Source organism: Microcoleus sp. Z1_B2 (assembly GCF_036700325.1).
GTDB lineage: Bacteria > Cyanobacteriota > Cyanobacteriia > Cyanobacteriales > Microcoleaceae > Microcoleus.
Window position 1 is genome coordinate 19,676 of sequence record NZ_JAUBOQ010000048.1, and the last position, 16,029, is coordinate 35,704.

The 16,029-nt window shown below is 45.4% G+C and carries 7 protein-coding genes; 2 read left to right on the top strand and 5 right to left on the bottom strand.

What is annotated here, in order from left to right; translation table 11 throughout:
* The first annotated feature begins 224 nt into the window (after nt 1–224).
* Nucleotides 225–5,813 (top strand): protein kinase domain-containing protein, encoded by a 5,589-nt coding sequence (locus QT984_RS23835; RefSeq protein WP_333375114.1) that lies wholly within the window; start codon nt 225–227, stop codon nt 5,811–5,813.
* Between the two features lie 242 nt (nt 5,814–6,055).
* Here the strand turns inward: QT984_RS23835 and QT984_RS23840 are convergent, their stop codons facing one another.
* Nucleotides 6,056–7,279: a tetratricopeptide repeat protein gene (locus QT984_RS23840; protein WP_333053891.1), complete on the bottom strand. Its 1,224-nt coding sequence runs from the start codon at nt 7,277–7,279 to the stop codon at nt 6,056–6,058.
* Between the two features lie 452 nt (nt 7,280–7,731).
* Between QT984_RS23840 and QT984_RS23845 the strand changes: the two genes are divergently transcribed.
* Nucleotides 7,732–7,878, top strand: coding sequence for a hypothetical protein (locus tag QT984_RS23845; protein WP_333053892.1), 147 nt, complete (start codon nt 7,732–7,734; stop codon nt 7,876–7,878).
* A gap of 176 nt (nt 7,879–8,054) precedes the next feature.
* Here the strand turns inward: QT984_RS23845 and QT984_RS23850 are convergent, their stop codons facing one another.
* The 4 genes from QT984_RS23850 to QT984_RS23865 form a co-directional block, all read right to left on the bottom strand.
* Nucleotides 8,055–8,552: a hypothetical protein gene (locus QT984_RS23850; protein ID WP_333232756.1), complete on the bottom strand. Its 498-nt coding sequence runs from the start codon at nt 8,550–8,552 to the stop codon at nt 8,055–8,057.
* 315 nt (nt 8,553–8,867) lie between these two features.
* Complete coding sequence (locus QT984_RS23855) at nt 8,868–10,676, bottom strand: PAS domain-containing sensor histidine kinase (protein WP_333053894.1); 1,809 nt, start codon at nt 10,674–10,676, stop codon at nt 8,868–8,870.
* A gap of 27 nt (nt 10,677–10,703) precedes the next feature.
* Nucleotides 10,704–13,877 (bottom strand): MASE1 domain-containing protein, encoded by a 3,174-nt coding sequence (locus tag QT984_RS23860; RefSeq protein ID WP_333053895.1) that lies wholly within the window; start codon nt 13,875–13,877, stop codon nt 10,704–10,706.
* A 187-nt stretch (nt 13,878–14,064) separates the two neighbouring features.
* Nucleotides 14,065–15,696 carry a serine/threonine-protein kinase gene (locus QT984_RS23865; RefSeq protein ID WP_333053896.1) on the bottom strand — a complete coding sequence of 544 codons (1,632 nt, stop codon included), beginning with the start codon at nt 15,694–15,696 and terminating at the stop codon, nt 14,065–14,067.
* Between the last annotated feature and the right edge of the window lie 333 nt (nt 15,697–16,029).

The window sequence follows — 16,029 nt, forward strand, 5'->3', positions numbered from 1 at the left end:
TAATATTCGATGCAAATTTCTGGTTGATGTGGGCGATTGGTGGGGTTGGGCGGGTTTATTTAGATTGTTGGTTATCGTTATATATTGTTGGCGAACCAGCCCCTACAGCTTTTTTATCGTGGTGCAAAATGTGAATTTTTACGGATTTTCTTGATGATACAGTGGTTTTCACTCCCGATAGGTTAATATCACTAACAAGTACAATACCAAATAGCGCACGGACTATGCTCGGACTTAACGGATATCGCATTGTACAAGAACTTCACAGCGGCGTAAAAAGTCTGGTTTATCGAGGCTACCGCGAAGCAGACCAGCAACCCGTTATCGTCAAACTTCTCAAATCCGAGTACCCAACTCTGGAAGAAGTCACCCGCCTCAGAAATGAATACAAAATTGCCCAACCCCTAGACAGTTCTAGTATCACCAAAGTCTATAGCCTAGAAAACTATCGCAATAGCTTTGCCCTAATCTTAGAAGATTTTGGCGGCTCCTCTCTCGACCAGTTACTTACTAACCAAACCTTCCCTTTAACAGAAGTTCTGAGAATTGCCAGTGTCTTAATAGATGCCTTAGATTATTTGCACCGCCATTCGATTATTCACAAAGATATTAAACCGGCTAATATTATTATTAACTCTACCACAGGCGAAGTCAAACTCACTGACTTTAGCATATCCTCCCGCCTGCAACAAGAAAATCAATCTGTTAGCAACCCCTCGGAACTAGCGGGTACTCTCGCCTATCTCTCCCCAGAACAAACGGGGCGAATGAACCGCTCCGTAGATTACCGAACCGACTATTATTCTTTAGGAGTGACTTTATACGAACTGCTGGCGGGTCAGTTACCTTTTGCCACGGTCGAGCCGATGGAATTAATACATTGTCACTTAGCTAAACAGCCTTTACCACTTTGTGAAATTAGAGAAATTCCCCAAGTTATTTCTGATATCGTCATGAAACTCTTAGCCAAAACCGCAGAAGAGAGATATCAAAGCGCAGCGGGATTAAAATTTGACTTAGAAAGTTGTTTAAATCAGTTGCTTGCTACGGGAACAATAGCACCTTTTGCCATTGCCACCCGCGACAAAGGTAGCCAACTCCTGATTCCACAAAAACTTTACGGCCGCGAACAGGAAGTAATAGAATTACTAGCCGCCTTTGAAAGAATTAGCCACTCGACTCTTACCCCGACATCTCTAACCCCCAACCCCCTTACTAAGGGGGCTTTAGAACCAGCAGAATCCCCTCTTACCCCAACACCTCTTACCCCCCCCTTAGCAAGGGGGGCCGGGGGGGTTCAAAACCATGCTTCAGAAGCAGAATCCTCCTCCACTCTTACTCCCCCCTTATCAAGGGGGGCCGGGGGGGATCAAACCGAGGAATCAACTCTTACCCCTTCCCCTTCCCCTTCCCCTTCCCCTTCCAGCAGCGAAATGATCCTAGTTTCCGGCTATTCCGGCATAGGCAAAACCGCCATTGTCAACGAAGTCCACAAACCCATAGTCCGCCAACGCGGTTACTTCATTTCCGGCAAATTCGACCAATTTAACCGCAACATTCCCTACTCAGCCATCATCACCGCTTTTCAAGCCTTAATTAACCAATTACTCACAGAAAATGCCGGACAAATTGCCAGTTGGAAACATCAACTCTTAGATGCCCTCACCCCCAACGCCCAAGTCATTATTGATGTCATCCCCGAAGTAGAATTTATTATCGGTTCGCAGCCAGAAGTGCCACAATTAGGGCCAACAGAATCACAAAACCGCTTCAATCGAGTTTTTCAACAATTCCTCAAAGTCTTTTGTCAGCCCCAACACCCCGTTGTCCTGTTTTTAGATGACTTACAGTGGGCAGATGCAGCCTCCCTGAAACTGATGCAACTGCTGATGAGTGACTCTGACAGCCAATTTTTGTTAATTATTGGAGCATATCGCGATAACGAAGTCAACCCCACTCACCCTTTAATTCAAACCTTAGAAAAAATCCGCGAATCCGGGGCAAATCTCAACAACATCACCGTCCAACCTTTAGCCATCAATCATGTTAGCCAACTGATTGCCGATACTCTCAATGAATCGGCAGCCACAAGACGCATTCAATCCTTTTCACAACTCCTATTTAGCAAAACCCAAGGCAACCCCTTCTTTTTAACCCAACTGCTGAAAACCCTCGCCTTGGAAAACCTGCTGCATTATGAAGCCAGCAGCGATAAATGGCAATGGGATATCGAGGCAATCCAAGCCATTGGCATTACCGATTTAAATGTGGTCGAACTCATTGCTAGAAACATTCAAAAGCTACCAGAGGTTACTCAGAAAGCCTTAAAACTTGCCGCTTGCGTTGGCAACACTTTCAACTTAGATGTTTTAGCCATTGTCAACGAAGCATCAGAATTAGTAACGGGGGCGCAGTTGTGGCCAGCGCTTCAGGCGGGTTTGATTTTGCCCCTGTCGGAAGCCTACAAAATTCCGTTGGTATTTGTCGAGTCGGAATCTGAATCAGTGCGACTGCAAGATGTGAAAGTAGATTACAAATTTTTGCACGACAGAGTGCAGCAATCTGCCTATTCTCTGATTCCCGAAACCGATAAAAAATCAACTCACTTCCAAATCGGTCAATTGCTGCTGCAAAATACCACAGCAGAAGAACGCAAAAACAATATTTTTGCCCTGGTTAATCAATTGAATTTTGGCATAGAGACAACCACAGAAGAATTACCGCTACTAGCTACCCAGTCAGACAAAAACCTGTTAGCAGAACTTAACTTGATTGCAGGTCAAAAAGCTAAAGCATCCGCAGCTTTTGAAGCGGCGGTTAATTATTTTAATATCAGTTTGGGACTGCTGGCTGCCGATAGTTGGCAGAGTGATTATGACTTAACGCTGCCTATTTATGTGGAAACCGTAGAATCTGAATATTTAAACGCCAATTTTGAACAGGCAGAGCAGCTTTTAGAAATTGTGTTACAAGAAGCAAAAACGCTTTTAGATAGGGTGAAAGTTTACGAAGTAAAAATTCAGTCTTATATTTCTCAATATAGGTTTTCAGAAGCAATAGAGACAGGACTGGAAGTTCTGGAAAAATTGGGAGTATCGCTGTCTCAAATGTCGGAATCTCCCGGAATTTTGATTCAGGCAATTTTAAGAAAACTGGCAGAAGAAAACAAACAAATTGAGGATTTAGCAGACCTTCCCGAAATGACCGATCCTTATCAGTTTGCCACAATTTTGATTCTTTTAAAAGTTAATCCTGCTTCTTATATGACGAATCCTGCATTAGGATATCGGCTTTTATCTGCAATGGTAGATATCTGTTTAAATTACGGCAATCCTCCTTTAGCTGCTAGCGTTTACGTTAATTATGGTATGTTTTTGAGTGCTTTTGGAGATATTGACTCAGGATATAGATTTGGTCAGTTATCTTTAAGATTGCTGGACCAATTTAATGCCCAAAAAATAAAAGCAATTGTTCTACAGTGCTTTAACGCATTTATTAAACACTGGAAAAACCATGTTAGGGAAACCATAGACTATTTGCAAGAGGCTTTTAATAGTGGGTTAGAAACCGGAAATTTAGAGTATGCCGGCTATGCAATTTTGAGCTATCACGAGCATAAATTGTATTTGGGAGGCGACTTAGAATCTCTAGAAGCTGAAAGTCGAGAATATCTTTATTTGATTCAAAATCTTAAACAAGATTATTCTATTGAAGGTTTAAATAGGATTCGGCAGTTTATTTTGAATTTGCTGGGTCACTCAAACCGACCAACTGAGTTAACTGGTGATGAATATAATGAAAAAGTTTTTATTAAAGCTGCATTACAAATGAATAACTATTTTAACTTATTTTTTTTATACTATTTTAAAACCCTCCTTTCATATTTATTTAAAGAACCAGAAGCGGCAGTTGAGAATGCTCGAGAATCAGATAAATATAAAGCACCTGCTGGCAGTCTGATGGCTACAGCACAACTCAACTTTTACTACTCCCTCAGCCTCCTCGCTCAATATCCCCACGTCAGCGAAACCGAACAGACAGAATATCTCGAACAAGTAGCCACCAATCAACAAACAATGAGATATTGGGCTAACAATTGCCCCGCCAACTACCAACACAAATACGAGCTAGTAGAAGCCGAAAAAGCCCGAATTTTAGGAGACTACCCCGCAGCCCTCACCCTCTACGATGCGGCCATCACCGGAGCCAGAGAACAGCAATACACCCAAGAAGAAGCCCTCGCCAACGAACTCACCGGCGAATTTCACCTAACTCGCGGCCAAGAAAACATGGCCCGCTTCTTCCTACTAGAAGCATACTACTGCTACATCCGCTGGGGAGCCAAAGCCAAAGTCAAAGACTTAGAAACCCGATATCCGCAATTCTTCGCCAAAATCAACGCTCAAAAACCCCCAGAAACCAGCCTCACCTTAGCCACCATCATCACCAGCAGCGGCAATTCAGAAGGATTTGACTTAGCCTCCGTCTTCAAAGCCGCCCAAGCCATCTCCAGTGAAATAGTCCTCAGTGAATTGCTAGCAAAACTAATCAAAATCGCCATAGAAAATGCCGGCGCACAAACCGGATATTTGCTGCTCAAACACTCAAACACATTCACCGTAGAAGCCGTCGGACAAGTCGAAGGCGACAACATCACCCTCTCACAAATCCCCCATCTGCCCCTCCCCGAAATCCTCCCCATGAGCGTCATCAACTATGTTGAAAGAACCAAAAAACCTGCCGTCTTAAACAATGCTACCACCGAGGCAATGTTTGCCGCAGACCCCTATATTGTTGCCCATCAAACCAAATCCATACTCTGTACTCCCATCATCAATCAAGGTCGCTTCATGGGCGTAGTTTACTTAGAAAACAACCTAGCAGAAAAAGTATTTACCCCAGCGCGAATAGAAGTTTTAAAACTCCTATCTTCCCAGGCATCTATCGCCTTAGAAAATGCCCAACTTTATCAAACCCTAGAACAAAAAGTAGAAGAACGCACCGCACAATTAGCCCAAGCTAATAAAGAAATATTGGTTTTGAACCAACGGCTAAAAGTAGAAAACCTTCGCATGAGTGCCGAACTAGACGTAACCCGCCGCCTGCAACAAATGATTTTGCCTCAACAGCAGGAATTAGAGTCAATTGCAGGGCTAGAAATTGCTGCATTCATGGAACCGGCTGATGAAGTTGGTGGCGACTACTACGACGTACTAAATCACGGCGGTAAAGCCACCATTGGGATCGGCGACGTGACAGGACACGGTTTAGAAAGCGGCGTGTTAATGATTATGGCGCAAACAGCAATTCGCACTTTGCTGGTTCACAAGGAAACCGACCCCGTTAAATTATTACAGACAGTCAACCAAACGCTTTTTGATAACGTAGAGCGCATGGATTCCGGTAAAAATATGAGCCTTTCTTTGCTAGAATATCGGGACAACACCCTGCATTTGAGCGGACAGCACGAAGAGGTGATTGTCGTTCGTGACGGCGGCGAAGTAGAGCGGATTGATACCATCGAGTTAGGGTTTCCCATCGCCTTGGAAGCAGATATTGCCGATTTCATTGCTTCTACTGAAATACAGTTGAATTCGGGGGATGTTGTCATACTCTACACAGATGGAATTACCGAAGCTTTTGATATGAAGAAAAATCAATACGGTATCGAGCCATTGATTGAAGTTGTTGTCCTTAACAGGGAACTGTCAGCAGCAGAAATCAAGCAAGCGGTTATTGACGACGTGCGACGATACATCGGGGAGCAAAAAGTATTTGATGACATTACTTTGGTAGTAATCAAACAGAAGTAATACTAATTCTCTAAAATCGTGCAACACTCTTCGACCCCCCCTAGCCCCCCGCTGCATTGCGGGGGGAAGAAGAATACTGTTGCATTCTTTTTTAAAATTGGTATTACAGCAGATTCCACGCTTATGAAGTACCCCCGCCTAGCGTCATATCTCCGTAGGGAAACGGCGAAAACCTTTGTCCCTACATTCCATAAACCTGGAATAGGCTGTATGTATTTTCCCACTCATCTACTTAGTTCCGATCAATTAATCAACTGCTTGAATGCGTCGTGTTCGCGAATCTTCTCCAAATCAGCTTCACTTTTTGCCAACTCTTTACACACATTGGGATTGAGATTGAGGGCGCGCTTTAAATTTTCAATGGCTAATTCAATTTTACCTTGTAGTGCATAACATCGGGCTTTGTTGTACCAAATTCTGTAAAAGTCAGGCCGGATTTTAGCCGCATTGTCGTAGGATGCGATCGCAGCTTCGTATTTTTGCAATTTGGAGAGTGCAACGCCTCGATTGTTCCAAGCGTCAGTATAATCATTTTTAATTTGTAGGGCTTGATTGTAAGAAATTACTGCTTGTTCGTACTCCTGCATTTTGGAAAACGCAACGCCTCGGTTGTTCCAAGCATCGGCATAATCGGGTTTGGCTTGAATTGCCTGTTCGTAACAGCCGATCGCCTCCTGGTACTTCTGCAACTCCAACAATACCACGCCTCGATTGTTCCAAGCGTCGGGATAATTGGGGCGAATTGTAGTAGCTTGTTCGTAGGAGGCGATCGCCTCTGGATACCGCTGCATTCTTGTGAGCACTACTCCTCGGTTATTCCAAGTATCGGCTAAATCCGGCTGAATTTGCAGGGCCCGATCGTAAGCTGCGATCGCATCTTGATAACGGTTTTCAAAGAAACAAGCATCTCCCTGTTTAGCATAGTCGGCGGCCGTCAATAGCTGTTGGTAATTGCCATAGTTAACCGGAGCAAATTCTTGAATTTGGGCATCGGGGAATAAAAGGTCTGTTTCTGCCTCTGCCGAGTGATTTTGGTGTTGAATTTCGCCTAAGATAGTTTCAGCGTCGGAAATTAATAGTTTTAATTGAGAGATTGTATCGTAATGGAGACTTTCAATTTCTTGGCGGGCAATTGTTGTCTGCTTGGACAATTTGCTCAACAGAAACCAAACCCCGACTCCGGCTGCTGCCGGAAACAAAGTTAGGGCAATTACCAGCCCGTTAAGCAGTACCGCCGTGCGCCCGAAGGCAATGTCAACTTCTTCTTGAACTCGATCGCGAATTTCTTCTTTAAGTTGCTGCTGTGAGAATTGCTGCTGAACCAACAGTGCCGCCGTCGGTTCAGATGCAAAAACGGTATTGGCGCAGACTAGAATAGTCAAAAGGGCGATCGGGCTAATACTTTTTCTAAAGATACTTGACAAACGCATTGCCTTAGTGATACGCACCTGAGTTGCGATTTCCATGTGTCAAGAGATGCTGATAACGATGATCCCAGACTAGCCCATTTGTTCACCAAAAAATTGGGTTTGAAGCCCCGTCATAAGCTTGACGGCTTTAATTATAAAACTTTGTTAAAATATCTAATAAATCCTCAGCTAAAGTTTATAATTTAGACAGGCAAGTAAGAACAACCATCTACGTGTTGAAACGATTTCATAAGGTGAAACTCCTGGGTTGGATCGCTACTCGGCAATGCCGAGCCTGTCCAAACACGTAATAGTGAGTCGTTGAGCGTACCTAACTGGATTATTGATGGAATCAGAAAGCGATCTAAAAACAAAAGTAAGCGCAACAGCAATACTTCTCGTCCAAGTAGTTGTTTCGAGCGTGTAGATGCGATTTGACAGCGCGTTTAAGACTTAAGTCTTAAGAATCTCCGTGGCTTTAGCCCGGAGAGTGTCAAACGTTAGTAGCTTTGACACAGGATACTGTGATTTTGGAGTTTAAGGAAGGGCCTTACGACGTGGGGGCTGATAAAGACTTTTTGGCAAGTTTTCCTGCTGAGGGAACTGCGGCGGCGCGAGAATTAGTCCTGATTTGGGAAGCGGAATTTAACAGTTGACTGTTGAGAGTTGACAGTTGGCTTTTGACTGTTGACTGTTGACTGTTGACTGTTAAAAATCTAAAATCTAAAATCTAAAATCTAAAATCTAAAATCTAAAATCGATGGGCTGTTGACTGTTAAAAATCTAAAATCTAAAATCTAAAATCTAAAATCTAAAATCGATGGGCTGATTACTAATTACTGATAAATCTAATTGTCGTCATTCGATTGTATAAATCCGGGGCGGTGCGAATGATTTTTCTCAGGATCTCATCCGTCACCCAAAAGACGAGGGGAAAGGAAAATTTTTTGCTGAATTCGCTGCATAATAGGTTGGTAGAAACGAGCAATCGATCGATCGGCTCCACTGATTCCAAACCGAGGAGCATTAAAGCTGGAGGCTTTTCGCCATCTATTTCTGCTGCGATTGTCGTGTAGAGAGTTGTCGCCGATTTGGGCAAAAACAGTTGTCGCGGTTTCACGGGACAATTTACTTGCAGCCGATCGACTATTTGCTGCCGCAAAGCCAGCGAGTTGCAGTTGACTAAAACGAAAGAAAAGTAACCTTGGGAAAGACGGAGAGTCCGAATTAAAGTTGAGAACGACCGCTCGTTATATTTAGCTGAGTCGTACTTAGCTGAGTCGTACTTAGCTGTATTTTCTGAGCTTTGCTCGACAAACATAAATTGCATATTTTTTATCTAGTTTTAGAGATTTTCTAGATTAAATGATGTTTCTAAAGAAAATGTGAAGATCGGAAATTTATTTTTTCCTTTAAAAACATTTGGGTCACTATACCACGGTTTTAAATTAATATCAATAGTCCGAGCGAAATATTCCGAGCGATAGATTTGGCTTGAAGCACTCAAAAAGAACCTGCGACGGCACAACACAAGTATAGCCACTGCAGAACGAAGAAGCATATTTGGCAATGGTTTCAGCAATTAATAACGTTCTAAATATTTGGCACAATTGCTAGATTAAATGTAATTTAAAATACCAAAAAATTACCTAAAATTCTCAGCCAGGGGCAAAGTAAACCAAAAACTTGCCCCAGCACCGGGAGTGCTAATTACCCCTATTTGGCCGCCGTGAGCACCAATAATTTGCCGACAAAGATATAGACCCAAACCCAAACCAACGGAGTGTCGGGATCGATCGCCCCTAACGTAAAGGTCAAAAAGATGTTCGCACTGTTCCGGCAATATTCCCGCCCCGTCATCTTTCACGGTACAGTAAATCATCCTACTTCCGGGATTGGGGATTGGGGATTGGGAATTGGTAATGGGGGATTGTGGATTAGTAATCGGTAATTTGTCGATGTTTTGTTTTGCTGTGCTTTGATTTATAGTTAATTTTTCCCCATTAATTACTTGAGCAGAAACAGTTAAATTCAGTCCCGGAAAATTGTGTTTCAAAGCATTAGCTATTAAATTAGAGAACACACGCCACAACTGAGTTTTGTCCGCATTCACGGCTGGCAAATCATCCGGCAATAAATTTTTAAAAGTAGCTTTACCCTCATTCATTAAAGGTTCCAAATCTGTCGCAGCAGCTTCAACTATCGCTTTCAAGTCAACCGATTCGCAGTGCAAAACCAAACCGCGCAATTCCCCGGCGTGAACTTCCAACAGCGAATTTATCAAGCGCAATTGCTGCTCGCTACCTTGAATCATCCGCTCCAAAATAGAACGGGGAATTGCGATCGAATCCCCGGTTTTCGTTTGCCAATTTTTCAGTACCATTAACATTCCCGCTACCGGGTTTCGCAAGTCGTGAGAAAGAGCGTGGATAAACAGCCGTAGCGATTCTTGTGCTTGTTTGCGCTGCGTGATATCCTCAATTAAACCCTCATAATAAAGCAGGGCGCCGCTGCTGTCTCGTACCGCCCGCGCCTTCTCGGAAATCCAGACAATACTGCCGTCACAGCGGTAAATTTTAGATTCAAAATCCGATACTGTGCCGCTTTCCTCGATCGATCGCAAAAACTCATTTCTGCGAGCCGGATCGACGTACAACTGCCGCTCAATATCAGTAAACTTTGTCGTCACTTCTTCCGGGGAATCGCAGCCGTAAATCCGCGCCAAAGCTGGATTGGCAGTAATATAACGACCATCGGGAGTGCTTTGAAAAATCCCCTCGCCCGCATTCTCAAAAATGCTGCGGTACTTCGCCTCCGCCGCCTCCAACTGCTGGTAAGCAGATTCCAACTCACGCCTGGTACTAAACTCTTTCCGTTGCAGACATTCGTACCAATAAACCGACAAATCGCAAATCAAACAAAACCAAAACAAATACAAGTACAACCCGGTCAACTTAAAAGCAGTATACTTAGCAAAACTTAGATTTAAAACCAAATTTATCCCGACGTGGCAAAACAAAACGCCGAGTTGAGAAATTAGGTGGAGGCGCCAGCGGACGGGCATCAGCGTAGCTTGGATCAGAAACGCTAAACTCCAGGTAAAAATTGGTAAGTCCCCGACTTGTGCGACAGCTAGCCCAATCTGTACAACCACCGTCAGCGACCACGAAAAACCCAAAAATAGCAAACCGGGATAGCGCTGTCCAAAGGAGGTTTTTTGCAATACAAAACAGGTCAACAAACCCAATTCTACAGCAGCGCTAGTGTACAAATAAACACTTTCAAACTCCTGGCGAGCTAAGAATCTTTCGCCCACAAAATAGACCGTTATTGTGAAGGCAAAAAAGATGGCAATTCCGACAGCAGGGCGCAGCCGATCTCGGAGGAAGCGATCGCGCCACACCTCGTAAACTGTTAATGCCTGAACTGATTTTGCCTTGCCCAAAGACTTCATATCATTTTAGATTTTAGATTTGAGATTTTAGATTGACAAAGATCGATCGTCCGAGTTGACAACAGGTAGCGAAAACCAGAAAGTCGAACCACCGCCGGGAGTGCTTTCGACGCCGATCGAGCCGCCGTGAGCTTTGATAATTTGCTTGGAGAGGTACAATCCCAAACCCAACCCTGTTAATTGTCGGCTATTAGGGTCTTGAACGTAAAGTTCAAACAAAGATTCCCGCTGTTTGGCGCTGATTCCCACTCCATTATCTGTTACAGTACAGCGAACCATTTTTACGGTGACACCCGGCAATTTGCTGCCGATATTGCCAATTTGGCCCTGATAGCGGGGCATTTTGCAACTGCCGTCGAGGTTGAATTTGGCCAGGGTTTCCTGATTTTTCTGGGTGGTTTCGCCCATCCTAGGACGATCGCCCGCAGCAGGTATCCGGTTAGCGATACAGCGGGCAATCTGAGTAGTTGGAGATGTTAAAGCCTGGGAATTTTCTTCATAACTTAGCGCTGTTTCAACTTCAATTACCTCGGCTTTAAAAGTTATATTGACTCCCGGAGGATTGTGTTTAATAGCATTAGTCAACAGATTTTCTAGCACCCGCTGCAAGTGTTGGCGATCGGCATTGACTTGTGGCAAATCCGCCGGAATTTCAAACGTCAAAGTTGCTTGATTTTTGGCCAGCATCGGTTCTAAATCGGCAACAATGGCTGAAGCTAAAGACGGCAAATGCAGCGGTACAGTATGGAGAACAATCCCTTTCACCTCGCTAGCGTGAGCGTCGAGCAGGGTATTAACCATAGTCAACTGGTGTTCGCTGGCCTGAACGATGCGCTGCAAAATCGATCGAGAAACCGGAACATCTTGTAGAGAGTCAGAGGGCGATTTGTTGAGCAAATTTTTCAGCAGTATTAACATTCCCATAACAGGAGTGCGGAGATTGTGAGAAACTGCGTGCAAAAATAGGTCTTTCAGGCGGTTGCTTTCTTGCAACTCGTGCATTTTTTGCTGTAGTTGGCGGGTGCGTTCCTCCACTTGAGATTCCAAGTTGGCATTGAGAGCTTTTACCTGCTGCAAAAGTTGGGCTTGCTGTAGGGCGATCGCCACTTGGGTAGCGAGTTTTTCCAACAAATCAATTTCAAATTCCTGCCACTGGCGGGGCCCGGAACACTGGTTGACGGCCAAGATCCCGAACAATTCATCCCCCAGGAAGATCGGCACATTTAACGTCGCTCTAATTTGATAATCGCTGTACAATTGGGCAATTGGAACGCTCTGTTGAACGCTAGCAGTATCGGAGATAGCTCGGACGCGGTTGTTAGCATAAAAAGTTTTCTGGTTTTCGAGCTGATTCTCGTCAGCGAGTACCCACCCCAAAAGAGAACGGCATTGGCCTCCCACAGACTCAGCCACAACCTTACCGTACACCGGGCTAGGAAGATTTACCCCGTCCGTGTCCACAATACCGATGAAAGCGCGGTCTGCCTTGAAAAATTGCCGGACTTCGGCAACAGTAGTATTGAGAATTTCTTCGAGGTCGAGGGAGTTGCGAATTCGCAGGGCGATTTCTGAGAGCAAGCGATCGCGATCGGAGGACGCCCGCAAAGCGGTTTCCGCGCGGTGGCGTTCGGTAACGTCTTGGACTGTGGCGGCGATCGCCCCTGACTCAATTGCCGACTGTTCGCAGACAGTGCGTTCGGAGCCATCTGGCAGCACAATTCGGTAGTTAATGCAATAGGCTTGGCGTTCCAACATAGCTTGGCGCTGCGATCGCGCCACCAATTCTCTGTCTTCTGGATGTACAGCTTGCAAAAAAACGGATGGTGTCGGTTTGACAGTTCCAGGAGCAAAACCCAAGAGGCGGTAAAGTTCGTTTGACCACCGCAATTCGATATGGGATATATGATGTTCTGCGGATTCTTGGCAGTTGTAAGTTGCTGTGAGGGCGGCGCAATTTAAATCCCAATTTCCCAACTGAGCGATGCGCTGAGCGTTGGCTAAACTAGCTTCGCGATCGCGCAGCCGGGCCGCCGTGCGGCGCACCTCAAAGAGCGCTTGCTGGCGTTCTGCTACGGCGGCGGCCAACATCAGAGCCACAAGGGCGATCGTACCGGTAAAAGCTTGTAAAAATAAAACCGCCTGTTTGAGATTATCGCTTTTGGCCAAAAACGGGCCGCCTCCCTGTACTGCTCCCCAAATCGCGATGTAAGAGACGATCGAATAAGCAAAAATCGCTCCTGCCGGTTGAAACCGCAGAGCGGCCCAAACTATCAGAGGAAAAGGCAGATACTCCAGCGGATACAGAGCGATAGCCGCTTGTGTTTTTGAGCAAAAAAACAGCCAGCTCACGCTCAGCAAGAGAGTCAGCCAGAGCGCGATTTCGGAATAATTAACAATTAAAAATAGAAGATTATAGCGGTTTGACTTTGCCGAAAATCTCCTGGAATAATTTGTAACTTGTGATGGGTAACTGTCCCAGTTAAAAAATGTTTTTAAACTTGAAATAATCCCAGGTTTTATCTCACATTTTACACCATTATCAAGGACAGGCAAGATGCCTGTTCCACAAGAAAATTCATCTCTTGTGGAACAGGCATCTTGCCTGTTCCTAAACAAGTAATTGAGAATAATGAAACATCTCAGTTTGAGTGGAAATTTAAAACTGTTAACCGCGTGGTTCAAAGTCAGGAGCACAGGCGTCACAATCAAAATTCCCATACCGTCTCCCAGCCACGTAGTCCACCAGTTGCGAGAGAAATTGCTCCACTGAGCCCAACCAAAAATGCACGTACCCAAGTTGCCGAGGATAGAGCCTAGTAAAGTAGACCCGATGACAGCCCCCGCTACTAAAGCCAGAACATCTCGCAGTCGATCGAGTTTAGTAGAAAATCCGCTCCAAGTCAGCAAAGCCTCTCCAGCCAGCGCTTGCAGGGTGACGCTAAAGGCCGATGTGGCAATGACAGCCGACGGTACACCGCCGGTAGAGTTTAACAGCACTGAACCGAGGACAATTCCCGGCCACATCCGTCGCCCTTGCAGTAGCAGTGCCGCTAGAGCAATACCGGCGGGCGGCCACACGGGGGAGGCTTCGGCTTTCACCAGTCCCAGCATCGACGCTGCGAGTTTTCCGGTAACAAAGTAGGCCAGCGCCAGGATGCCGGTGTACAGAAGCGTTCGAGTGCGGCGGTTGAGCAGTTTCATGTTTAGGTGCGATCGAATCCTCCATTCCTAGTTTTTAATTTAGGCGGCCGATCGGCGATCGAACTTCCTCCTGACGACTCACCTGACTGGGGGAGTTGACTGTTGACTGTTGACTGTTGACTGTTGACTGTTAACTTATGACAACTGCCTACAGCCTACTGCCTACTGACTACTGACAAATGACTGCTTAAAATCCAAAAGTCCGCTTACCATCCGGCTTAACAGTAAGCCAATTGGTCTTTGCCATTGCCAGTTGTTCGTCAGAAACTGTAGCGTTGGTAAGATTCGCCCCGCACAAATTTGCTCCCCGCAAATTCGCCTTAGTCAAATAAGCCCCCGTCAAGTCAGCACCTCGGAAATCCGCCCCTTCAAAATTGGCAGTGCTGCAATAAGCCTCAGTCAAATTAGCATCTCGCAAATTCGCCTGAATTAACCGGGCGTGACCCAAATTCGCCCCCGACAAATCCGCTGCTTGCAAATTTGCCTTCACCAACCTAGCCTGATAAAAATTACTTCCCGCTAACTGCAATTTTTGCAGTTGCAGGCCAGACAGTTCGCAGTCAGCAAAATCGCGCTTGCCTTTAAAATATGCCGCTCGCAAGCTGTTGGTGTCCCACTTAGGAGCAACTTTCGATACCTTTGACGCTGCTAAATTGTCGCTAGAATGTCCAACCGTTCCGAAAGTTCTGCCGGACTCAGCCAGAGTCCGGGAAACTCTGGGCTGCATCCCCGTGTTCCCAGATTGGCCCAAGGAAGTTCTACCAGCGCGGGTGTGGTTCGATCGTAAATCTTGATTAATTTTACTCCTCGGCGGTGACCACGAAGAACCCTCGTCATTAAATATTGTCGGTTCTTCAACAGTACGAGAAGAGCCGTTGAATTGAGTTGCCAAGCCATCGACAAGACTTGGGTCTTCAAATTCGCCAGAGAGAGCTCTGAGGACATCTGCTGCCGATTGGAAGCGGTGGCCAACCATCGGCTTTAGCATTTTTTCGAGAATCCGCGCAAAATATGCGCTGACCTGAACGTGGGGCTGCCAAACAATTTCGCCGGTTACTCCATCAAAATCTAAATCCTTGGGCGACTTTCCTGTCAACAAGTACAAGCAAGTCATCCCCACCGCGTAGATGTCGCTGGCAAATATCGGCCGCAGCGCCATTTGTTCCGGCGGAGCAAAACTAAATGTGCCGACTGAAAATTTCGTGTTGGCGCTTTGGTCGGCGGGGTCTAATAATATTGTTTGGCTAACTTGGTCTTTTACCGCTCCGAAATCAATCAGAACTAAGTGCCCGTCTTGAACTCGGCGAATAATATTTGCGGGTTTGATGTCTCGGTGAATTACTCCTTGGCTGTGGATATATTGCACTACTGGCAGAATTTCTAATAGAAAATTTTTAACGTCAGATTCGTTGAAACGGCCTGAGTGCTTGACTTCTTGTTTCAAAGTCGAGCCTCTAACATACTCTTGAACTAAGTAAAATTGCTGTTCGGTTTCAAAATAGTCTAGCAGCCTCGGTACTTGCGGGTGGTCGCCCAGTTGGCCGAGGGTTTTTGCCTCTCGCTTGAATAATTCCCGCGCCATTTCTAAAACTCGCGGCGACGAACTACTGGGTCGCAGTTGCTTGACTACACAACTCGGTTGACCGGGCAAAGAGATGTCTTTTGCCAGAAAAGTAGCTCCAAAACCTCCTTGTCCTAACGGTTCAATAACTCGGTAGCGAGCGCGCAGCAATAACCGCGCGCCGCAAGTCTGACACTGAAGAATAGAGTCAGCAGGGTTTTGAGGATGGGGACAGCCCGGATTTACGCAGTAGCTCATATTGATTGAGTTTGCCTATGTTGTTCTGATCTTGTCAGCGCCGCTCGACTGCACAAATAGCCTGTTCCTGCTTCTGGTAGACATACTAATCTATCAGGTTTCGGCAAGCCGTGCCTTCGATTGCGAATTGGAATTGCACCTAAGTCTTTTATGCCGATATCTTTTCCCTATTTTGATTATCTCGCTGCAGTGAGTTTTTTCGGTTGATTATCCTTGAAGATAGTTTAAAGACTTGCTAAAGTTGTGCTTTTTTGTGTAAAGTCTTTCTAAACTTAAGTGCTTTTTGCCTTGTTAGATGTATCTAGCATACCTCATTCTCGGAATGAGAATGCT

Bases quoted from the DNA above. Each gene is read 5' to 3' on its own strand.
- QT984_RS23840 (WP_333053891.1), bottom strand. From the start codon at position 7,279: ATGGAAATCGCAACTCAGGTGCGTATCACTAAGGCAATGCGTTTGTCA.
- QT984_RS23835 (WP_333375114.1), top strand. From the start codon at position 225: ATGCTCGGACTTAACGGATATCGCATTGTACAAGAACTTCACAGCGGC.
- QT984_RS23850 (WP_333232756.1), bottom strand. From the start codon at position 8,552: ATGCAATTTATGTTTGTCGAGCAAAGCTCAGAAAATACAGCTAAGTAC.
- QT984_RS23860 (WP_333053895.1), bottom strand. From the start codon at position 13,877: ATGAAACTGCTCAACCGCCGCACTCGAACGCTTCTGTACACCGGCATC.
- QT984_RS23855 (WP_333053894.1), bottom strand. From the start codon at position 10,676: ATGAAGTCTTTGGGCAAGGCAAAATCAGTTCAGGCATTAACAGTTTAC.
- QT984_RS23865 (WP_333053896.1), bottom strand. From the start codon at position 15,696: ATGAGCTACTGCGTAAATCCGGGCTGTCCCCATCCTCAAAACCCTGCT.